The organism is uncultured Winogradskyella sp. (genome assembly GCF_947498005.1).
Classification (GTDB): Bacteria; Bacteroidota; Bacteroidia; order Flavobacteriales; family Flavobacteriaceae; genus Winogradskyella.
On sequence record NZ_CANMIW010000003.1, the window covers coordinates 28,769 to 49,371 of the forward strand.

Annotated in this window: 22 protein-coding genes; 12 read left to right on the top strand and 10 right to left on the bottom strand. The window is 32.0% G+C overall.

Translation table 11 applies throughout. The annotated features are described in order from the left end of the window. The first annotated feature begins 98 nt into the window (after positions 1–98). The 11 genes from Q0891_RS06000 to Q0891_RS06050 all read left to right on the top strand — a co-directional run bounded on the left by Q0891_RS06000 (position 99) and on the right by Q0891_RS06050 (position 11,760). Positions 99–440, top strand: a complete 342-nt coding sequence (locus Q0891_RS06000; protein ID WP_299099747.1) for a DUF2853 family protein — start codon at positions 99–101, stop codon at positions 438–440. 105 nt (positions 441–545) lie between these two features. Next, on the top strand, positions 546–1,379 hold the full coding sequence (locus Q0891_RS06005) for a S1-like domain-containing RNA-binding protein (RefSeq protein ID WP_299099749.1): 834 nt from the start codon (positions 546–548) through the stop codon (positions 1,377–1,379). A 275-nt stretch (positions 1,380–1,654) separates the two neighbouring features. Then, entirely contained in the window at positions 1,655–2,494 is an 840-nt protein-coding gene (locus tag Q0891_RS06010; RefSeq protein WP_299099751.1) for a 1,4-dihydroxy-2-naphthoyl-CoA synthase, read from the top strand. Between the two features lie 15 nt (positions 2,495–2,509). After that, positions 2,510–3,415 (top strand): 1,4-dihydroxy-2-naphthoate octaprenyltransferase, encoded by a 906-nt coding sequence (gene menA / locus Q0891_RS06015; RefSeq protein WP_299099753.1) that lies wholly within the window; start codon positions 2,510–2,512, stop codon positions 3,413–3,415. A 26-nt stretch (positions 3,416–3,441) separates the two neighbouring features. After that, on the top strand, positions 3,442–4,926 hold the full coding sequence (locus tag Q0891_RS06020) for a hypothetical protein (protein WP_299099755.1): 1,485 nt from the start codon (positions 3,442–3,444) through the stop codon (positions 4,924–4,926). A 66-nt stretch (positions 4,927–4,992) separates the two neighbouring features. Continuing rightward, the gene (locus tag Q0891_RS06025; RefSeq protein WP_299099757.1) at positions 4,993–5,670 is read left to right on the top strand and encodes a metal-dependent hydrolase; all 678 of its coding nucleotides are present in this window, start codon (positions 4,993–4,995) and stop codon (positions 5,668–5,670) included. A 30-nt stretch (positions 5,671–5,700) separates the two neighbouring features. After that, positions 5,701–6,522: an alpha/beta hydrolase-fold protein gene (locus Q0891_RS06030; protein ID WP_299099759.1), complete on the top strand. Its 822-nt coding sequence runs from the start codon at positions 5,701–5,703 to the stop codon at positions 6,520–6,522. Between the two features lie 54 nt (positions 6,523–6,576). Next, positions 6,577–8,547, top strand: a complete 1,971-nt coding sequence (locus Q0891_RS06035) for a YgiQ family radical SAM protein (protein ID WP_299099761.1) — start codon at positions 6,577–6,579, stop codon at positions 8,545–8,547. A gap of 109 nt (positions 8,548–8,656) precedes the next feature. Further along, entirely contained in the window at positions 8,657–9,691 is a 1,035-nt protein-coding gene (locus Q0891_RS06040) for an o-succinylbenzoate synthase (protein WP_299099763.1), read from the top strand. 2 nt (positions 9,692–9,693) lie between these two features. Next, positions 9,694–10,635 carry a CPBP family intramembrane glutamic endopeptidase gene (locus tag Q0891_RS06045; RefSeq protein ID WP_299099765.1) on the top strand — a complete coding sequence of 314 codons (942 nt, stop codon included), beginning with the start codon at positions 9,694–9,696 and terminating at the stop codon, positions 10,633–10,635. Between the two features lie 36 nt (positions 10,636–10,671). Continuing rightward, positions 10,672–11,760 carry an AMP-binding protein gene (locus Q0891_RS06050; RefSeq protein ID WP_299099767.1) on the top strand — a complete coding sequence of 363 codons (1,089 nt, stop codon included), beginning with the start codon at positions 10,672–10,674 and terminating at the stop codon, positions 11,758–11,760. 110 nt (positions 11,761–11,870) lie between these two features. On the opposite strand, the gene Q0891_RS06055 is transcribed toward Q0891_RS06050, so the two are convergent. The 3 genes from Q0891_RS06055 to Q0891_RS06065 form a co-directional block, all read right to left on the bottom strand. Next, a complete protein-coding gene (locus Q0891_RS06055; RefSeq protein WP_299099769.1) occupies positions 11,871–12,728 on the bottom strand; it encodes an OmpA family protein in 858 nt (285 codons plus the stop codon). A 104-nt stretch (positions 12,729–12,832) separates the two neighbouring features. After that, entirely contained in the window at positions 12,833–13,825 is a 993-nt protein-coding gene (locus Q0891_RS06060; RefSeq protein WP_299099771.1) for a glycosyltransferase family 2 protein, read from the bottom strand. Beyond that, on the bottom strand, positions 13,826–14,278 hold the full coding sequence (locus Q0891_RS06065) for a type I restriction enzyme HsdR N-terminal domain-containing protein (RefSeq protein WP_299099773.1): 453 nt from the start codon (positions 14,276–14,278) through the stop codon (positions 13,826–13,828). Positions 14,279–14,360: 82 nt separating this feature from the next. Between Q0891_RS06065 and holA the strand changes: the two genes are divergently transcribed. Then, positions 14,361–15,365 (top strand): DNA polymerase III subunit delta, encoded by a 1,005-nt coding sequence (holA, locus tag Q0891_RS06070; protein WP_299099775.1) that lies wholly within the window; start codon positions 14,361–14,363, stop codon positions 15,363–15,365. Between the two features lie 70 nt (positions 15,366–15,435). Here the strand turns inward: holA and Q0891_RS06075 are convergent, their stop codons facing one another. From Q0891_RS06075 to Q0891_RS06105, 7 genes are all read right to left on the bottom strand, one after another. After that, positions 15,436–16,524 carry a T9SS type A sorting domain-containing protein gene (locus tag Q0891_RS06075; RefSeq protein WP_299099777.1) on the bottom strand — a complete coding sequence of 363 codons (1,089 nt, stop codon included), beginning with the start codon at positions 16,522–16,524 and terminating at the stop codon, positions 15,436–15,438. Positions 16,525–16,624: 100 nt separating this feature from the next. Beyond that, the gene (locus tag Q0891_RS06080; protein WP_299099779.1) at positions 16,625–17,353 is read right to left on the bottom strand and encodes a metallophosphoesterase family protein; all 729 of its coding nucleotides are present in this window, start codon (positions 17,351–17,353) and stop codon (positions 16,625–16,627) included. Then, positions 17,350–18,402 carry an ACR3 family arsenite efflux transporter gene (gene arsB, locus Q0891_RS06085; protein WP_299099781.1) on the bottom strand — a complete coding sequence of 351 codons (1,053 nt, stop codon included), beginning with the start codon at positions 18,400–18,402 and terminating at the stop codon, positions 17,350–17,352. Before arsB ends, Q0891_RS06080 begins: the two co-directional genes overlap by 4 nt. A 3-nt stretch (positions 18,403–18,405) precedes the next feature. Next, on the bottom strand, positions 18,406–19,038 hold the full coding sequence (locus tag Q0891_RS06090) for a protein-tyrosine-phosphatase (RefSeq protein WP_299099783.1): 633 nt from the start codon (positions 19,036–19,038) through the stop codon (positions 18,406–18,408). A 17-nt stretch (positions 19,039–19,055) separates the two neighbouring features. Further along, entirely contained in the window at positions 19,056–19,523 is a 468-nt protein-coding gene (locus Q0891_RS06095) for a DUF6428 family protein (RefSeq protein WP_299099785.1), read from the bottom strand. 53 nt (positions 19,524–19,576) lie between these two features. Beyond that, positions 19,577–19,906 (bottom strand): helix-turn-helix transcriptional regulator, encoded by a 330-nt coding sequence (locus Q0891_RS06100; protein WP_299100582.1) that lies wholly within the window; start codon positions 19,904–19,906, stop codon positions 19,577–19,579. 107 nt (positions 19,907–20,013) lie between these two features. Continuing rightward, the gene (locus Q0891_RS06105; protein WP_299099787.1) at positions 20,014–20,589 is read right to left on the bottom strand and encodes a DUF1080 domain-containing protein; all 576 of its coding nucleotides are present in this window, start codon (positions 20,587–20,589) and stop codon (positions 20,014–20,016) included. Positions 20,590–20,603 lie beyond the last annotated feature (14 nt).

The window sequence follows — 20,603 nt, forward strand, 5'->3', positions numbered from 1 at the left end:
AAAAAAGCTCCTAAAAAGTGACTTTTTGAACATTGACGTTTCTAAAAAATACCTACCTTTAGGAAAACTAATTTAATTAACATAAAATACATAGTAAAATGAGTAAAAGAGACGATTTAATTGTAAAGTATGCAGCAGATTTAAAAGATAAATGTGGTGTTACTGCAGATATGGATTTGTTAACAAAAGTAACTGTAGGTTTAGGACCTTCAATTTACAATGCGGATTCTTCAACTGTTTCTGGTTCTGATGAGAAAGAATTAGCGACAGTAAAAAACAATTATTTAATCAAGAAATTAGGATTAAGTGATGGAGATGCTTTAGATAAAGCTATCGATTCAGTTATTGAAACATACGGAAAGTCTAATAGAACGAAGTACAGAGCTGTAGTTTATTACTTATTATGTAAGCATTTTGGAAAAGAGTCTATTTACTCATAAGTAGATTTATATACTATATAACGAAGCGTTGTAATTTTATTTACAGCGCTTTTTTTATGCAAAAATAATTTCAGTGATCTTTTAAAATATCAATACCTTTGCATTATGATAAAATTAGGCGAATACAATACATTAGAGATTTTAAGAGATACTGAACCAGGTTTATTTTTAGGTGATGGTGAAGAAGGAGAAGTGCTTTTACCTAATAGATATGTGCCAAAAGTTTTTGAAATTGGTGACAAGATTGAAGTATTCGTTTATTTAGATAATGAAGAAAGACCTGTAGCAACTACAGACCAACCTTACATAAAAAAAGGAGATTTTGCATTGTTAAGATGTAATCAAGTTACAGATTATGGTGCATTTTTAGATTGGGGTTTGGTAAAAGAATTATTTTGCCCATTTAGAGAACAAGCGTTTAAAATGAAATCTGGTGGCTGGTATTTAGTGTATTGCTATTTAGATGAGGAATCAGAGCGTTTAGTTGCCTCTAGTAAAACCAATAGTTTTTTAGATAATAAAGAGTTAACCGTTGCTCAATTTGATGAAGTAGATTTAATAGTGTCTCATCCATCAGATTTGGGTATGAATGTTATTGTAAACAAAACGCATCTTGGCTTAGTGTTTAATGATGATATATATAAATACCTAAGCGTTGGTGACCGACTAAAGGGTATCATTAAAAAAGTAAGACCAGATAATAAACTCGATATTTCATTAAATCAAATAGGTTATAGAAATATAGAACCTAATGCAGAGCATATATTAAATGAACTGCATGATAATGGCGGCTTTTTACCTCTTCATGATAAATCTGACCCAGAAGAGATTAAACATCAACTTCAAATGAGTAAAAAAAGTTTTAAGAAAGCCATTGGTACGCTTTACAAAGAAAGACAAATCACTATTGAAGCTGGTAAAGGCATCAGTTTAGTATAACAAAGCTAGAGTTCTATTTTATGCTGTGGGCATGAAATATATTCTGTGATAACTTCGGTAAAAATTAATTTTTATCTATTTACAATATTGACTATCGGTTAGAATGCTAATCATTCAATTTCTTAGCTTAAAACGTAACATTTTCCTAAATTTTCATCGGAATAAAATATCGTCGTTAAATTACAAAAATCAAGGATGATATAGCCACTGTAAGGTTGTTATTCATTTAAATATTATTTTAAAAATCTGTATCTTTGGATGCTAAATTTTTTAAAATGAATAAACCAAAATGGATAACAGCAAAAACCTATGAAGACATCACTTATATGAAGTCTAATGGTGTTGCAAGAATTGCTTTTAACAGACCAGATATAAGAAATGCCTTTAGGCCAAAAACAACCTCAGAATTATACGATGCCTTTTATGACGCTAATGAAGATGTAAACATTGGAGTAGTGCTGTTAAGTGCGGAAGGACCGTCTTCTAAAGATGGTGTATATAGTTTTTGTTCTGGAGGTGATCAAAAAGCGAGAGGACATCAAGGTTATGTAGGAGAAGATGGATACCATCGTCTAAATATATTAGAAGTTCAACGTCTTATACGTTTTATGCCAAAGGCCGTAATAGCAGTTGTGCCAGGTTGGGCAGTTGGAGGAGGACATAGTTTACATGTGGTGTGTGATTTAACTTTAGCGAGTGAAGAACATGCTATTTTTAAACAAACTGATGCCGACGTTACCAGTTTTGATGGTGGTTATGGTTCTGCTTACCTCGCTAAAATGGTAGGTCAGAAGAGAGCAAGAGAAATATTTTTTCTAGGTCGTAATTATTCTGCTAAGGAAGCTTATGATATGGGAATGGTAAATGCCGTTATTCCTCACGCAGAATTAGAAGCTACGGCTTACGAATGGGCTCAAGAAATACTAGCCAAATCACCAACGTCTATAAAAATGTTGAAATTTGCAATGAATCTTACTGATGACGGTATGGTTGGGCAACAAGTATTTGCAGGTGAAGCAACTCGTTTAGCTTATATGACAGAGGAAGCTAAAGAAGGACGTGATGCTTTTTTAGAAAAGAGAAAACCAAACTTTCCAAAAAAATGGATTCCATAATCTAAACTTATTCAAATGAATAAAATTAAACCGTGGCTATCTGCCATGCGCTTAAGAACACTACCTCTTTCTGTTTCTGGTATAATTTTAGGAAGTTGTTTTGCGTACTATAACGGTCAATTTAACATATTAGTTTTTGCATTAGCCATGCTTACAACTATAAGTTTACAAATCTTATCTAATCTCGCAAATGATTATGGTGATGGTGTAAAAGGTACTGATAATGAAGATCGTGTTGGTCCAGAACGTGCTATTCAGAGTGGCGCAATTACGCCACTAGAAATGTTTGAAGCCATAAGGTTTAATATTGTTGTGGTCATCATGCTCACTGTTATTCTATTATGGATCGCATTTGGTTTTGCAAATATCTTATACTTCTTGTTGTTTATGATATTAGGAGGCATGTGTGTATATGCAGCTATTAGGTATACAATGGGTGAATCGCCTTATGGTTATCGCGCTTTAGGAGATGTTTTTGTATTTATATTTTTTGGTTTAATAAGCACAATTGGCAGTTATATTCTATATCTAAATTCTTTTGATCACGTTGTCGTTCTTCCGGCTTTAGCTGTAGGTTTGTTGAGTGTTGGTGTCCTTAATTTAAATAATATGCGCGATATTGAGTCTGATGAGAAATCTAATAAAATAACTGTAGCGGTTAAATTGGGTTTACCTAAAGCTAAGCAATATCATTACTTTTTAATCTTTGGTGCTTTATTTATAAGTATCATTTTTTCTGTATTATATTACGTAGAGCCTTATAATTTCATATATTTAATTGCTTTTATTCCACTATTAATTCACGTTAAGAAAATTAAACATGCGCGTACACCAGATGACTTTGATAGTCAATTAAAAGTATTAGCATTATCTACATTTCTTTTCTCTGTATTATTAGGTGTTGGATATATTTTATATTAAAATTTAAACAGATTGAATTTATTTTTATGAAGAACTTTTTTACACTTTTAGTATTAGCTACGGTTTCACTTGGTTTTGCTCAAAAGACAACTCTAAAAGTCACTGAGAGTGACGAATTTAAGGATAAAGTTAAAGCATTTAATGTACTAACTATCCATACAGAAGGTGACGTTACAGGTGTAGTAAGAGAAGGGAAACGTGATTATTTGTTCGATGTTTTTGATAAAGACCTTAATAAAATTCATAGTTCAGTTATTGAAAGTGATAAGAAAGAAGTCTATGTTGGTGAAGTTGTTTTTGGCAATGAAATAAAAGTATTTACAGTGTATTCGCCAAAAGCTAAAGAACGCATAGTGTATTGTCATATTTTTAATATAGAAACAGGTACACATACCAAAAAGACGTTATTTGAAGTAACAGTAGCTAAAAAACGAAGCTTGTTTTTTAATAGAAATGACAGGCAAACAAGTTTTGCACTTTCACCAAATGGAAACTATTTAGCAATAGCAACAGATAATATTTATAAAGATGTAAATGATTATGCTATACGTGTGTTTGATGCTAATTCATTAAAATTGATTTATACTAAAAGCTATCAAAAGCATAAAGAAAAGCACTTTAAGCACAATGATATTTCGGTTTCAGATAATGCAGACATTTTTATATTAGGTAAGCTATATAAAGAAGGTAAAAGAGAAAAGAAAAAAGGAGAAGCCAATTACGATTTTATTCTTAATAAAGTCACTGAGAATAGTAATGAGGAGTTGTTGGTATCGCTAGACGATCAGCATATTAAAAGTTTAAACATTTCTACTATAAAAGATCAATTACATTTAATTGGTTTTTATTCAGAAAAACGAGCAGGAAAAATTAAAGGTGGATGTAATTTTATTGTTGACGCTGAAAAATTTACAATTTCAAGCAAAAAAAATTATGAATTACCATTAGACGTTTATGAAGACCTTTATGGAGATAGACGTGGTTCTAAAAAAGAAGGAAAAGAATTAGGGAGTTTTTATATTGACTATATCATTGAAGACTCTGTAGGGAATACATACATATTGGCTGAAGAATTTTTTATATCCCAAACTTATGTTTCTAATGGAATGAATGGCGGTGGTTATTGGCAAACAACCTATCATTACAATGATATTTTAATCTTAAAATTTGGTGCTTCAGGTAGTTTAGATTGGGGCAGAAGTATTTTTAAAAGAGCAACAGCACCATCCTATAATGCATTTTTAAAGAATGATGAACTTCATGTTTTACTCAATTCGGGTAAACATCTACTTGAGAAAAAGGATGGAAGAACTAAGGTTTCTCAAGGTTTATTTGAATCGTCTTCATTATATGACATTACATACAACAATGCAGGAGAGGTCGTTTACAGTAAAATTCAAGATAATAAAAGTAATACTTATTACTTACCATTTTTTGGTACTTTCAGTAACGATGTGTTTATTATGATGAGTGATGGACGAAAGAAAAGACAATTCATGATTTTAGAATAATTAGATTTCTGTACTTATTTAAGAGACATTTTCTTAACTTTTAAATCTTCAAAAATAATAGTAAACATGAAAATTACATTCTACGGTCATTCATCATTAGGCATTCAAATAAAGGACACTTTTATTTTAGTTGATCCTTTTATTACAGGAAATGAAAAAGCTTCAAGCATTGATATTGATACTTTAAAAGCGGATTACATCTTAGTTACTCATGCGCATCAAGATCATACTTTAGATGTTGAAACCATTGCCAAACGTACAGGAGCTGTTATTGTTTCTAACTATGAAATTATTGAATATTATCAAAAGAGAGATTTAGAAGGGCATCCAATGAATTTAGGTGGATCTTGGGATTTTGAATTTGGAAATCTAAAATATGTCAATGCCATTCACACATCGTCGTTTCCAGATGGTAGCTATGGTGGACAACCAGGTGGATTTATTATAGAAGGCGAACATAAAACCATATATATTGCTGGTGATACAGCTTTGACAATGGATATGAAGTTAATTCCTATGCAAACCAAGTTAGACTTAGCTATCTTACCAATTGGAGATAATTTTACAATGGGAGTTGAGGACGCAATTTTGGCAAGTGATTTTGTAGAATGCGATAAAGTCTTAGGTTATCATTTTGATACTTTTGGTTATATTGAAATAGACCATGAAGAAGCTAAACGTAAATTCTTTGATAAGGATAAGGATTTAATGCTGTTAGAGATTGGTGAGAGTGTAGAATTGTAGAATTAAATCAAATATTTATTTATCTATTGTATGAAAAAAATCATTTATGTATCAATTTTACTGATCGTTGCGTTTGGTTGTAAAAACGGAGCACAATTTAATGATCCAATTCCTGAGCATGATAATTTTACAATCGCGTCTAAAATAGTAAATGAAACTAGGGTAATTAACGTATGGACTCCTCCAAATTATAAAACAAGTAAAGATGCTTTTCCTGTTTTGTATATGCCAGATGGAGGTGTAGTACAAGAGGATTTTCCGCACATAGCAAATACTATTGCAAAGTTGGTTGCGAATAAAAGTATTCCGCCAATCATTTTAGTAGGTATAGAAAATACAGATAGGCGAAGAGATTTATCGGGTTTTTCTAAAGTTAAAGAAGATGAAGAATATTGTCCTTTAACTGATGGCGCAAAACAATTTAGAGCTTTTATCACAGATGAATTAATGTCTGAGGTTAATAAAAGGTATAGAACAACAACCGAAAAAGGGATTATTGGCGAATCTTTAGCTGGTCTTTTTGTGGTTGAAACATTACTTTTAACGCCAGAAACATTTGATTTTTATATCGCCATGGATCCTTCACTTTGGTGGAATGATCATTACTTAGAAAAAAATGCGGAAGACTTCTTAAAAAATATTTCAGATAAGAAAAAGCGATTTTGGTTTGCAGGCTCTAGCGTAGAAGATATTTCTGTACATACTAATAATTTAGCTAAGACCCTTGAAGAATTAAATATAGAGAACTTAGTTTGGCAGTATTCAGATGAGCCAAATGAACAACATAATACAATTTTTAGAGCAACAAAAGAGAAAGCCATTACCTGGATATTAAATACAGATAGTGAATAGTTAAAATTTAGTTGTTATATAACAAAACTAATTTAACTGTATCTTTGCAGCACTATGAAAACGAATCAACTTACAGATTGGCTGCCAACAACTAACAAAGAAGTAAAACTTAGAGGTTGGGAAGAATTAGATGTTATACTATTTAGTGGAGACGCTTATGTAGATCATCCCTCTTTTGGTCCTGCTGTAATTGGTCGTATTTTAGAGAGTTACGGTTTAAGAGTCGCTATTGTTCCACAACCAAGTGTCAACGATAATTTACAAGATTTTACTAAATTAGGTACGCCAAGATTATTTTTTGGTGTCACAGGTGGTTGTATGGATCCTATGGTAAGTAATTATACGGCAACTAAGAAACGTCGTGATAAGGATGCGTATACACCAAATGGAGATAAAGGATTTAGACCAGATTATGCAACTTCTGTATATTCTAAGATATTAAAAGAGAAGTTTCCAGATGTACCCGTTTTAATTGGTGGTATAGAAGCATCATTGCGTCGGGTTACGCACTACGATTATTGGAGCGATAAACTATTGCCTTCTATTCTAGAAACCTCTAAAGCAGATATGCTTGTTTATGGCATGGGAGAACAACCATTACGAGAAGTGGTAGAGTTGTTGCAAAAAGGGGTTCCGTTTTCTAGTTTAAGAACAATAAAGCAAACAGCGGTTTTATTAGATAAGAATGAAGCAATTCCTAAAAATAAGAATTGGGAAGATGTAGAAATTCATTCCCATACCGTATGTTTAAACGATAAGAAGAAATTCGCTTCTAACTTTAAAGTGATTGAGCAAGAATCTAATAAGTTGAAAGCCAACCGTATTTTTCAACAGATTAATGATAAAACTTTAGTTATCAATCCACCTTTTCCGACCATGTTAGAAGAAGAGATTGATGCATCCTTCGATTTACCTTATACGCGTTTACCGCATCCTAAGTACAATAAACGAGGACCAATTCCTGCGTTTGAGATGATTAAGTTTTCTATAAATATTCATCGTGGTTGTTTTGGAGGTTGTAGTTTTTGTACCATTTCGGCCCATCAAGGGAAATTTATTGCTAGTCGAAGTCAAGAATCGGTTTTAAAAGAAGTAGATAAGGTCGCTAATATGCCAGACTTTAAAGGCTATTTGTCCGATATTGGTGGACCATCTGCCAATATGTATAAGATGAAAGGCAAAGTGCAATCTATTTGCGATAAATGTGTGGCACCTTCTTGTATTTCGCCTGTAATATGTAGTAATTTAGATACGTCACATAAGCCTTTAACAGAGTTATATCAGGCTGTAGATAAGCATCCAAAAATCAAAAAATCTTTTATTGGTAGTGGAATTAGGCACGATATGTTGGTGCCAGAATTCAATAAAAATGCTGACCCAAAAGAATTAGACGATTATACAGAAGAAGTAATGACTAAACATATTTCTGGGCGATTAAAAGTTGCACCAGAACATACGTCAGACCCTGTTTTAAAGTTGATGCGTAAACCTTCGTTTACTTATTTTCATAAGTTTAAAGAGCGTTTCGATAAAATCAACATTAAGAAAGGTTTAAAGTTGCAGTTGATTCCTTATTTCATATCTAATCATCCTGCTTGTGAAGTTGAAGATATGGCAAACTTAGCCGCTGAAACTAAAGATATGGGCTTTCAGTTAGAGCAAGTACAAGGGTTTACACCAACACCAATGACGGTTGCTACTGTAATTTATTATAGTGGTTATCATCCATATACTTTGAAGCCAACCAAGACGCCTAAATCTAAAAAAGAGAAAGATGACCAACATCGTTTCTTCTTTTGGTATAAAAAGGAAAACAGAGACTGGATTAAAAAGACCTTAAATAAAGTTGGACGAAAAGATTTAGTAGAAGCTTTGGTACCAGAACAAGAAAGTAAAGGTTGGAAAAGCGTGAATCTTAAAGCTGTTAAAAACACATTTGATGATGCTGTACCAGCTACAAAATCAAATTCTTCTAGTGGTTCTCGTAGAAAACGCAAACATAAGTCTCGTAAGAAGCGACGATAGAAGCATCATGTGGATTCTTAGTATTAAAAATAAACCTCAATTGAACTCTAAGAATTTCAGTTAAATTGATAATTCATATCCCTATTATTGCCTATTTTTGGTTGTACATATGAAAGCAACCTATCACAAATATAATTTAGAGTTTAAACGACCAAGCGGAACATCGAGAGGTGTAATGACTACCAAAGAAACGTGGTTTATTGTTATAGAACAAAACGGTAAAACAGGCGTAGGCGAGTGTGGCATTTTAAGAGGTTTATCTATTGATGATAGACCAGATTACGAAACCAAACTAAAATGGACCTGTGATAATATTCATTTAGGATTAGATATGCTTTTAAGTGAGCTTATCGAATTCCCAAGTATTCAATTTGGTCTAGAAACTGCTTTTAAATCTTTAGAAAGTACTGATCAATTTAATCTGTTTCCATCAGAATTTACAAGAGGTAATGACGCTATTCCTATTAATGGTTTGGTATGGATGGGAAGTGAGGATTATATGCGCACTCAAATTAAAGAAAAGATTGCAGTTGGTTTTGATTGTATAAAGTTAAAAATTGGCGCAATAGATTTTCAAACGGAATTAAATATTTTAAAATCAATAAGAAAAGAGTTTTCTGTTAACGACATAGAATTGCGAGTAGATGCCAATGGCGCTTTTTTACCAAATGATGCTTTAGAGAAACTAAAACAGCTTTCAGAATACAAATTACATTCTATTGAGCAACCCATAAAACCTAAGCAGTTTGAGGTTATGGCAAAACTTTGTGAAGACACGCCTTTGCCAATTGCTTTAGATGAAGAATTAATAGGTGTTTTTCAAAAAGAGGAAAAGCAAAATGTATTGCAGACTATAAAGCCACAATATATAATTCTAAAACCGAGTTTAGTTGGTGGATTTTCAGGCAGTAAAGCGTGGATAGACTTAGCTGAAAATTTAAATATAGATTGGTGGATAACAAGTGCATTAGAAAGTAATGTTGGTCTAAATGCCATCTCACAATGGACGTATACTTTAAATAGTAAAATGCCTCAAGGGCTAGGAACTGGCAGTTTATTTACAAACAATTTTTCTTCGCCATTGATGGTAAAAAATGGTAATTTGCACTACAATAAAAAACAAAATTGGAATTTTAATTTATAAACATGAATTTTATACAACAAGCTTATAAAGGTCATCGCGATCTATGGATGTTTTTGCTAACTACATTTTTAGTTGCAGGTATTTTTATAGCAAATTTTATTTTCTATTTAGTATCAGATCCAAGTGATTTAGCTGCTGCAATGGAGTCTATGGAAAAATGGGGATTACCTGCTAATGTTACCTTGGCAATTAACTTAATTCCTTTTGCTTTTTTATTAGGTCTTTTATTTGTTTTAGTAAAATTTGTACATCAAAGAAGTTTATTGTCCTTAACAACAACAAGACCTAAGGTCGATTTTAAGCGTATTATATTTTCATTTTTACTAATTACAATATATACGGTCGTTTCATTTTTTGTCATGTATTATATTGATTCATCAGAGATTGTATTTCAGTTTAAGCCAGTGAAATTTGCGATTTTATTCATAATTAGTATCATTTTATTTCCATTTCAAATTGGCTTAGAAGAGTATTTATTTAGAGGTTACTTAATGCAACATATTGGTGTTATGGTTAAGAACAAATGGTTTCCGTTACTTTTTACATCTATTCTATTTGGTTTAGCGCACAGTGCAAATCCTGAGGTTGGAGCCATAGGATTTTGGCAAATGATGATTTTTTATGTTGGTACAGGATTGTTATTAGGTATCATGACGTTAATGGATGAAGGATTAGAATTGGCTTTAGGATTTCATTTAGGAAACAACCTTATTGCATCCTTATTAGTAACAGCAGATTGGACAGCTTTACAAACAGATGCTCTTTTTAAAGATATGTCCGAACCAGAATTAGGATCAGTTTTCGAAATTATTTTACCAGTCTTAGTTGTTTATCCATTATTTCTGCTAATTCTATCAAAAAAATATGGCTGGAAAAACTGGAAGGATAAATTATTTGGAAAAGTCACTAAGCCACCGAAAGAAGATTATAAAATTATTGAATAACCTAAGTATTGAACTTTAACCTTAAACTTATTAAAGATGACACCAACTTACAATAAAGTACATAACCGTTTTAAATTTAACGGACTCCATTTTAGTCATGAAGAATTAAAAGAAGTGGCTTACAGTCTTATAAAAGAAGGTAAACCTTATGAGAAAGTAACAGGCGATTTTTTAATTGATTGGTTAAATAATAAGGACTTTTTAGTAGTAACAACATCTGGATCTACAGGTTACCCAAAACAGATTAAACTAAAAAAACAAGCCATGGTTAATTCTGCCATTGCAACAGGGAACTTCTTTGGTTTAGAACCAGGAGATAAAGCGTTACATTGTTTGCCAAGTCATTTTATTGCAGGTAAAATGATGTTTGTACGTGCTTTGGTTTTAGGTTTAGAGATTGATTTTGTAGAGCCTGCGGCACAGCCAGTTTTTGATTTTGAGAAAACGTACGATTTCTGCGCAATGATTCCTTTACAATTGAAGCATACTATAAAGTATATAGATAATATTAAAAATATTATTGTTGGTGGATCTAAGGTGACAAAACCGTTAATTGAGAAGATTAAAGATTGTAAACCTAGGTTTTATGAAACGTATGGAATGACAGAAACGGTAACACATGTTGCTGTACGTTCTTTAGAATCTAAGAATGGAAAAAAAGAGCCCTATTTTACAGCGCTACAGAATATAAAATTTGAGCAAGACGATAGAGGTTGTTTGGTAATTCATGCGCCTAAATTGGTAAAGGAAACTTTGGTAACAAATGACATTGTAGAATTAAAATCAGATCAAAGTTTTAAACTTCTCGGTCGCTTTGATAATGTGATTAATTCAGGCGGTGTAAAGTTATTTCCTGAGCAGATAGAAGATAAAATTCAACCTGTAATTGAAGAACGTTTTATTCTAGTAGGAGAGGAAGATGCGACTTTAGGAGAAAAATTGATTCTTATTGTAGAGCAACCTAAAGATTCAGTAGAGGATATTCTTAAGGTTATTAAGGAACTTAAGAACTTAGAGAAATTTGAAGTGCCTAAAAAAATATATACTATTGATAAGTTTCCTGAAACTAATAATAGAAAAATACAGCGTAAAAAAGCGGCTAAATTAGTCTTAGAAGCGAAGTAGTTATTGTAATAATTCTTTTCAAAAGAAAAGAATAAATTTTACAATTTACTTAGAATTAAAAAACCCAATGCAAATGCATTGGGTTTTCTTATATTATTAATCTTAAGATACTAGTTACCTTCAGATAAGTTTTTCATTTCAGATTCAACCATTTCGTAGAATTGGTCAATTTTTGGTAGTACCACAATACGAGTACGTCTGTTTTTCGCTCTGTTTTCAGCAGTATCATTTTCTACTAAAGGAACGTAAGAACTACGACCAGAAGCAATTAATTGTTGAGAGTTAACACCTAAGCTTTCTAAAACTCTTACAATTGATGTAGCACGTTTTACACTTAAATCCCAGTTGTCAATTAATGGTGGTTTGTTATATGGTACATTATCAGTATGAGATTCTACCATAGCTTCAAAATCTGGTTTGCTATTTATAACCTTAGCAACTTTACCTAATATTTCATTAGCTCGAGTTGTTACGTTGTAACTACCACTCTGAAATAATAACTTATCAGCAATAGAGATGAATACAACACCTTTTTCAACATTGATTTCTATATCAGGATCACTAATACCAACGGCCTTTTTAAGACTCGTTACAACGGCTAGAGTTACGCTGTCTTTCTTTGTTAAGGCATCTTGTAATCTTGTGATTTTTAAATCACGTTCTTTTAAACTTTCTAGAGACTTTTCAAGATTCTCAGCACCTTTTTGTGTTAAAGTTGTTAAGTTTCCTTTTGTGTCAATTAAATCCTGATTAGACTTTCTTAAATCGGCCAATTGATCTTTCATTGTTTCTACTCTCGCATTGGCCGCAGCAACATCAGATAAACAACTATTTAATTTTACAGTTGCCGTATTTAATAAATCTTGAGTTTCTTGATATTTTTCTTGCAATGCAACATGCTCTTTTTTAGACACACAAGACGCCAAAAACAACATTGAACACGCACTTAATAACATTAGTTTTTTCATAATTTAATTATAGTTTAAAATTTTAGTTTTAACATAACAAAATTATGTAAAAGAATAGACGGCTGAACACGGATTAACAAAAACTTTAACAGTTTTATAAACAATTAAAAGGTTCTCCTATTTTTTATAAAATACGACCAAACAATGGAGTTGCTTTCGTAGTAATTAGCCCTTTGAGATAATAGATTTCGTTGTTTTATTAACCGTGGTAAATTAGAATAAAAAGAAAAATGAGCTTTAAGAATGGCTAAGAAAAATGCTGGTTTCAGCTGAAATAAAAATCTAACACCTGCTACACCATCTAAAAGCATACGTGCAACAATGCGTACAAAAACTTTAGAGTCCGTATTTTTTAATAAAGTAAATAAGCTATTTCTAAAATTAAGATAGGTTTTCCTAGGATTTGTATTACTCAATGTCGCACCACCAACATGATTAACGGTTGAAGTACCAACATATTTAATAGTGTAATTGGCGTTAAAAGCGCGCCAACACAAATCTATTTCTTCCATATGAGCAAAATAAGATTCATCAAAACCTTTTAATGTTCTAAATACAGATTTTCTTATAAATAAACATGCACCAGAAGCCCAAAATATATCTCTTGTGTCGTTGTATTGTCCGTTGTCTTGTTCTATAGTGTCAAAAATTCGACCACGACAATAAGGATAGCCATATTTATCAATAAATCCGCCTGCAGCTCCTGCATATTCAAATAGTGATTTGTTTTTAAAATCTAATATTTTAGGTTGAATAATGGCTGTATTCTCATTGGCACTAAATTCTGAAACGATAGGTTGAAGCCAATTTTTAGTAACTTCAATATCACTATTTAGTAAGCAGAGTAGTGGTTCTTCAACATGTTGTAAAGCCTCGTTGTAACCTTTAGCATAACCTCCATTTTCTGTGTTTTTTATAACCTTAACCATTGGAAATGTTTTTGCAATAAATTCAACGGAGTCATCTGTTGATGCATTATCAGCTACATAAATCACAGCATCATTAGAATACTTTATAACGGAAGGTAGAAACTGCTCTAACAATGCTTTTCCATTCCAGTTTAAAATAACAACCGCTAAGTCTTTTGTTTGAAGCATTTATAGAGATTTATAATCTGGAATATCTTTTAAAAACGAATAGCGTTCTTGTTCCATATCCATTTCACAATAATAATGATTTAAACCGTTAGTTACCATTAAATACGTGGCATTTAAAACAAGGTTATAACGCGCAATTTGGTCAAAGGTAGTTTGGTCAATCTTTATACTGTGCGATTTGCATTCTACAATTAAAAAAATACTGCCATCAGGATTAAAAATAACAATATCATAGCGTTTTTTTAAACCATTAATAGTGAGTTCTTTTTCAACGTTAATCAGTGATTTTGGGTAGTTTTTATCATTAATTAAATAGTGAACACAATGCTGTCTTACCCATTCTTCAGGTTGAAGAATGATGAATTTTTTACGAATGACATCAAAAATAGAAACTTTATTTTCTGTACTTTTGAAACGGTATTCAAACTTTGGAAAGTTGAGTTCTTGAAACACTAAAATTACTGATTTGGTTCAAATTTAAGGACATACAAGCAATATCCAAAGAACAAACTATAAACTTGGAATTTTTAAACTTTTGGACGACGTAAAACAACTTGTATCTGCTATAAAAAAAGGCGACCTTAAACCTATTTATTTCTTAATGGGTGAAGAAGCTTATTATATTGATAAGGTTTCAGATTATATTGAAGACAACGTGTTAGATGAAGCCGAAAAAGGGTTTAATCAAATGGTGCTTTACGGTAGAGATATTACCATAGATGATATTGTGAGCAATGCTAAGCGTTATCCAATGATGGCTGAGCGTCAAGTAGTGATTGTAAAAGAAGCCCAAGATTTAAGCAGAACTATTGAGAAATTAGCGCAATATGCTACAAATCCACAACCTTCAACAGTTTTAGTGCTTAATTATAAGTATAAAAAGTTAGATAAACGTAAAGCGTTGTATAAAGCCATTAAGAAGGTTGGTGTTGTTTTTGAAAGTAAAAAAATGTACGAAAACCAAGTTGCGGATTGGATTAGACGCGTACTCGCTGGCCAGAATTACAATATTTCGCCAAAAGCGGCCCAGATGCTAGTTGAATTTTTGGGTACGGATTTAGGTAAAATTGATAATGAACTGAGTAAGCTTAAAATTGTTTTACCAGCAGGCACACAAATTACACCAGAACATATTGAAGAGAATATAGGAATTAGTAAAGACTACAATAACTTTGAATTGCGTAAAGCTGTTGGTCAGCGCAATGTGCTAAAAGCACATAAAATCGCTAAGTATTTTGCCGACAATCCTAAGGATAATCCTATGGTTGTAACTGTGTCTTTATTGTTTGGTTTCTTTTCGCAATTATTGCATCTTCATGGCATGTCTGATAGAAATCCTAGAAGTGTGGCATCTGCTCTAAAAGTGAATCCGTATTTTGTAAATGAATATTTAGATGCAGCTAGAAATTACCCTATGAAAAAAGTGAGTTATGTTATTGGAGTGCTACGAGATTTCGATGTAAAAAGTAAAGGTGTAGGATCTAATGCAACACCTCAAGGCGACTTGCTTAAAGAGTTGTTAGTCAAAATTCTAGGATAAGTTTATAAAATTTATTTTATTCTTTAAAACAGCATATTATAATGCTGTCATTCTGAACTTATTTCAGAAACTATAGAATTATCAATTGCCTAATTATTGTCGATGTTTTATCATAATTGTGAATTTTCACAAAGTAAATTCCTGTTTCAAATCCTGAAATATCAACCTTATTTTTTGTGGTAGTTGATATAATTTCCCCAGTTGAATTATAGATTGAAACGATACAATTCTCCTTATTTATTTCGAAATAATCTTGAGCCGGATTTGGGAAAATGATAAGCTTATTATCTTCAAATTCTTCAACATTTAAAGTGGGTATATCCAAGTGATACAGACCTTGTAAATCACTATTATTTTCTTCAGCAGAAATGTAATATTCAGTTGAATTAATAGCAGTTATGCCTTCAATTTGTGTTGAATAATTTAGAGGCACTTCAACAGAGGTCTTAGTTATTGTTCCGTTAGAAAATAGACCAGAATTAAAATCACTTAACTGAATTAAAAAAGCACCATTAAGGTCGTAACCACAAATAAGAATTGAATTAGTTATACTGTTATAAGTTGCTCCAGACACTAAGCCTTGGCTTACAATCGTGTCAATAGGAGCAATGCTATACGTTCCTGGTGTTTTAGATACTTGATAAATATTAGTGTTGCCATCTACCCAGTTTTTACTGAAAATATAAAGGTTATTGTTATAGTGAATTAATGCTTCAGCATCAAAATTAGTAGCTAAAGGACTTGGCGTAAAATCAGTTTGGTTGCTATAATTAAAGTTAATAATATCAGCTGTTACAGATATGTTGGCAAAATAATCTGCAATACTAATTCTGTAGATTTTTAAATCGGTTCGTTCGCCTGTATAGTTGCCAAAATCGCCAATATAAATGTAAGTATCATCATGCGCTAAATCTTCCCAATCTGTGTTAGTTGCATTGGTTATGGTAACGGTTCTTGTGATGTTTCCTGTGCTGACATCAACATCATAAAGCTCGTTAGAAGCATCAGAATCGTTATGAGAAATCAATGTATTATTAAGATATAATAAGCCTGATGTTTCGGTTAATGCTGTATCTAAACCAGAATGTAAGGTTAATTGTTGTGCATTAGAATTAATAATAAAGACTAAAAAAAGGAGTTGAGAAAATTTAATCTTCATTCTAACATTAGTTTTTAATTCAAACAAAAATAACAATTCATTACTTTTTTAGTTTATATTTTTATTTAGGGCTTGAAGGTTATGTTTATTTGCGAAATTTTTATTTTGCCACTCTCAATCCTTCAGCATAACTACTGCTAAACTCACTATTTTCAACGGCTTTCGCTGCTTTCTCAATATCATATACTGCTCGTTTAAAGGTGACTTTTATAGCGTTAGGATTAGAAGGTATTGTGTTTTGGTTCAATTCCACAATAGCATAACAAAGTCTAGAATCGCCATCTTTTGGTTTGCCTACGGAACCAATATTTACAACATGTTTATAACCGTTTTCACTTTTAATAACACGATGAAAGGGTTTATGAGTATGGCCACATAAAAGCACATCGGCTTTTTGTGATTGCATCATCTCTAAAACGTCTTTTTCAGGATAATCAACAACCATATAATCGTTAATCGCTTTTACGCTACCATGAACCATTAATAAATTAAAAGATTCATTATTACTCATAAAATTGAGTACTAATTGTCTCGGTAAATTAATGAGATAATTTCTATTATTATCTGAAACCATTGCACGTGTTAAGCCTTTGTTTGACGGTTTTAATTCTTGCACAAGAGGTAATAACAAGGCTTCATCATGGTTTCCCATAATTGTAGGTATGTTTCGCTCTCTGATGGCGTTAACTACTTCATTTGGCCAAACATTATAGCCAACCAAATCACCTAAACAATAAATGGCATCTACATTTTCCGCATCAACATCTTTAAAAAAGGCTTCTAAAGCTGGTAAATTGGCATGTATATCTGAAAAAAAAGCTATTCTCATTTACTTACAATTTTTGGTGTGTCAAAATACTTCTTTTTCAACCAAAAGGACACACGAACTAGTAAAATTAAAGCTGGTACTTCTACTAAAGGTCCAATGACACCAGCAAATGCTTGTCCGGAATTTAAACCGAAAACAGCAATTGCAACGGCTATGGCTAATTCAAAATTATTTCCTGCTGCAGTAAAGGCAACAGCTGTTGTTTTGTCGTATTCTGCACCTGTGGCTTTTGTGAAAAAGAAACCAATGATAAACATTAAGGTAAAATAGACTAACAAAGGAACCGCAATTATTAAAACATCCATTGGGATTTCAACAATAAGTTCGCCTTTTAAAGAAAACATGATGATAATTGTAAATAATAATGCGATTAAAGTTAATGGCGAAACCGCTGGAATAAATTTAGTAGTGTACCACGCTTCGCCTTTTATTTTGACTAAAATTACTCGACTTAAAATGCCTAAAGCAAACGGAATACCTAAATATATAGCAACACTTTCTGCAATAGTGGCAACAGAAATATCTACAATGGCACCTTCAAACCCAAAATAGGGTGGAAGTACTGTAATAAAAATCCATGCATAAAAACTATAAGCAAAGACTTGAAAAATACTGTTTAAGGCTACTAAACCTGCACCATATTCACTACTGCCTTCTGCTAAATCATTCCAAACTAAAACCATGGCGATACAACGTGCTAATCCTATTAAGATTAAACCAACCATGTATTCTGGATAATCGCGCAAGAATATAATGGCTAAAAAGAACATTAAAACAGGGCCAATAATCCAGTTGAGAATTAATGAAATCGATAAGATTTTTGTATTTCGAAAAACCTTTGGTAGCAACGCAAAATTTACTTTCGCTAAAGGTGGATACATCATAACAATTAACCCGATGGCGATAGGAATATTGGTGCTTCCACTACTAAATGAATTTACAATTTCTGGAAATGACGGGAAAAAATAACCAATTCCGACACCAATGGCCATGGCTGCAAAAATCCAGACCGTTAAATAACTATCTAAAAAACTTAATTTCTTTTTCATTACTTATGTGTTGATTTGAGAGAAAATATAGAATAATTCAGTGGCGATTTGAAGACTTCTTTCGTTATACTTTTCTGCTTGCTGTGGTGTATTGTCAAAGGCTTTTGGGTCTTCAAACATAATAGGAATTCTTTGTTCTGCACCAACAACTAAAGGACAAGCTTCATTAGCAGAATCACAGGTCATAATAGCTGCGAATTCTGATTTTGGATTAAAGTCATCATTTAATTTCTTAGAAAAACCAATAATAGGATGCTCATTTTGATCATATTTTATACTGTAAACTGGGTTTTTACCTTCAGAAAGGGTCTTGATTTCAAATCCAGAGTTCTCTAATGTTTGCGCAACCATAGGAAAAAGCGCAGTAGCTTCAGTTCCGCCAGAATAGCAAAACACATTTTGTATGCTGAAGTAATGTGCCAAGGTTTGCGCCCAAACTTGTGATAAATGACTTCTACGTGAGTTATGCGTACAAATAAAATTGATATGTACGTCTTTTTTGTTAGTAACCTTATCTTGAATAAATGCTACTAAGGGTTGTAATATCAATTTTCTTTCTTCAGAAATGGTGTCTGTGTTTAAGCTTAGTATAGCAATTTCTATTTCAGAAAACAGGTTGGATTTTGTGGTTATCATTTTATATTATTTAAAGGTTAACAACAGTTGCCATCTGGTGTACAACAAGGTTCTTCGGTTAGATCTCTAAATTGTAATTTTGGTTTTTCTGCAGGAATTCCGCATTTATCTTTGGCTAAACAATCTGTTTGTTTGTTGGTTAATAAGAAGTTTTTACCATCAAAATCTAACCCGAATTTACCAATAGTATCGTCTTGGTATTCTACTTCGATTTCTAAATCTCCTATGCCTAATACGTTTTCAGAAAGTTCAATGATTGATAGTAATTTTTCAGGATGCAATCTATGGTCGTAGTCATTGGCATTCCATAATTGAAAGTTAACTACCTCTTCGTTTCTAACAGTTCCTCCACAATCGATAAAGTTTTTTGTGATTTTTCCAACTTCAGTAACATGAAAGTGATTTGGAACTAATTCGCCATTTGGTAATTGAAACGCTATGGTTTCTAATGCTTTTAGCTTGTTTTTAATTTCTGATAGTTTCATAATATATTGTATTTGTTTATTGCAATAATGCGATTAATGAATATAAATTTTTTTTAGCAACAATTTTTATTTGAAAGATCTTGGTCTAAAAACTGCGATATAATTGCTTTCATTTTAGTCCAATTTTCTGAGTCTATACAATAGCAAACGCTTGTACCTTCTACATTTCCTTTAATTAAACCTAATAGTTTTAGTTCTTTTAGATGTTGAGAAATGGTTGGTTGCGCTAATCCTATTTCGCTAACTAAATCGCCACAAACACAGGTATCCATTTTAAATAAGTGTTGTAAAATAGCGACACGAGCAGGATGACCAAAGGCTTTAGATATCACAGCTATTTCATTCTGTAAATCGGTAAATATTTCTGTTTTAGCTAATCCCATTGGTTTGTTGTATTTGTTCATTGTAATATTACGATTAATATTCTTAATACAAAACAATTTTAATCTTTTTGTGAATACATTAAGAGAATAGGGAAGTGGTTGTAAATTTAATTGAGCGTGGTAATTTTGATATTTCTAAAACTTACTTTTCCGTTGCCTTTGGCTTGTAAACCAATATAACCAGTCGCCGAAAAACTATCCATAGCATCAATTGTTAGGGTGTCATTAATCCAAACTTTTAGTTGGCTTTCTTTAGCTAAAATTCTGTAAGTATTCCATTGGTTAATTGTGGTTACATTTGCTAAAGGATTTGCTTTAGCGACAATAGCACCTGTTCTATTTGTTTGGTCAGGATGTAAATCCCAAATATTAAGTTCATAACATGTTTTAGGATTCATATTTTCGCTATTACAACGTATAAAAACGCCAGAATTTATAGTACTATCAGGTTTAAATTCTAACTTTAATTCAAAGTCTCTATAGTTTTGTTTTGTAATTAGATAACCTTCTCCATTTTGAATATTTCCAGTTAGTGTATTATCGGAAAATAACCAATTAGCATCGCCATAAGACGACCAATCATTTACGTTCTCTTGAAACAAGTTTTTTGATTGCTTACATGCAGAAATTAAGAACAATAAACTAAAGCATAAGATAATTTTAAACTCTGAATTTTTAATCATAATCACACGTTTTA

What these genes read in the sequence shown, in the direction of transcription:
- Q0891_RS06000 (WP_299099747.1), top strand. Translation starts at nt 99, where the DNA reads ATGAGTAAAAGAGACGATTTAATTGTAAAGTATGCAGCAGATTTAAAA.
- Q0891_RS06005 (WP_299099749.1), top strand. Translation starts at nt 546, where the DNA reads ATGATAAAATTAGGCGAATACAATACATTAGAGATTTTAAGAGATACT.
- Q0891_RS06010 (WP_299099751.1), top strand. Translation starts at nt 1,655, where the DNA reads ATGAATAAACCAAAATGGATAACAGCAAAAACCTATGAAGACATCACT.
- menA (WP_299099753.1), top strand. Translation starts at nt 2,510, where the DNA reads ATGAATAAAATTAAACCGTGGCTATCTGCCATGCGCTTAAGAACACTA.
- Q0891_RS06020 (WP_299099755.1), top strand. Translation starts at nt 3,442, where the DNA reads ATGAAGAACTTTTTTACACTTTTAGTATTAGCTACGGTTTCACTTGGT.
- Q0891_RS06025 (WP_299099757.1), top strand. Translation starts at nt 4,993, where the DNA reads ATGAAAATTACATTCTACGGTCATTCATCATTAGGCATTCAAATAAAG.
- Q0891_RS06030 (WP_299099759.1), top strand. Translation starts at nt 5,701, where the DNA reads ATGAAAAAAATCATTTATGTATCAATTTTACTGATCGTTGCGTTTGGT.
- Q0891_RS06035 (WP_299099761.1), top strand. Translation starts at nt 6,577, where the DNA reads ATGAAAACGAATCAACTTACAGATTGGCTGCCAACAACTAACAAAGAA.
- Q0891_RS06040 (WP_299099763.1), top strand. Translation starts at nt 8,657, where the DNA reads ATGAAAGCAACCTATCACAAATATAATTTAGAGTTTAAACGACCAAGC.
- Q0891_RS06045 (WP_299099765.1), top strand. Translation starts at nt 9,694, where the DNA reads ATGAATTTTATACAACAAGCTTATAAAGGTCATCGCGATCTATGGATG.
- Q0891_RS06050 (WP_299099767.1), top strand. Translation starts at nt 10,672, where the DNA reads ATGACACCAACTTACAATAAAGTACATAACCGTTTTAAATTTAACGGA.
- Q0891_RS06055 (WP_299099769.1), bottom strand. Translation starts at nt 12,728, where the DNA reads ATGAAAAAACTAATGTTATTAAGTGCGTGTTCAATGTTGTTTTTGGCG.
- Q0891_RS06060 (WP_299099771.1), bottom strand. Translation starts at nt 13,825, where the DNA reads ATGCTTCAAACAAAAGACTTAGCGGTTGTTATTTTAAACTGGAATGGA.
- Q0891_RS06075 (WP_299099777.1), bottom strand. Translation starts at nt 16,524, where the DNA reads ATGAAGATTAAATTTTCTCAACTCCTTTTTTTAGTCTTTATTATTAAT.
- Q0891_RS06080 (WP_299099779.1), bottom strand. Translation starts at nt 17,353, where the DNA reads ATGAGAATAGCTTTTTTTTCAGATATACATGCCAATTTACCAGCTTTA.
- arsB (WP_299099781.1), bottom strand. Translation starts at nt 18,402, where the DNA reads ATGAAAAAGAAATTAAGTTTTTTAGATAGTTATTTAACGGTCTGGATT.
- Q0891_RS06090 (WP_299099783.1), bottom strand. Translation starts at nt 19,038, where the DNA reads ATGATAACCACAAAATCCAACCTGTTTTCTGAAATAGAAATTGCTATA.
- Q0891_RS06095 (WP_299099785.1), bottom strand. Translation starts at nt 19,523, where the DNA reads ATGAAACTATCAGAAATTAAAAACAAGCTAAAAGCATTAGAAACCATA.
- Q0891_RS06100 (WP_299100582.1), bottom strand. Translation starts at nt 19,906, where the DNA reads ATGGGATTAGCTAAAACAGAAATATTTACCGATTTACAGAATGAAATA.
- Q0891_RS06105 (WP_299099787.1), bottom strand. Translation starts at nt 20,589, where the DNA reads ATGATTAAAAATTCAGAGTTTAAAATTATCTTATGCTTTAGTTTATTG.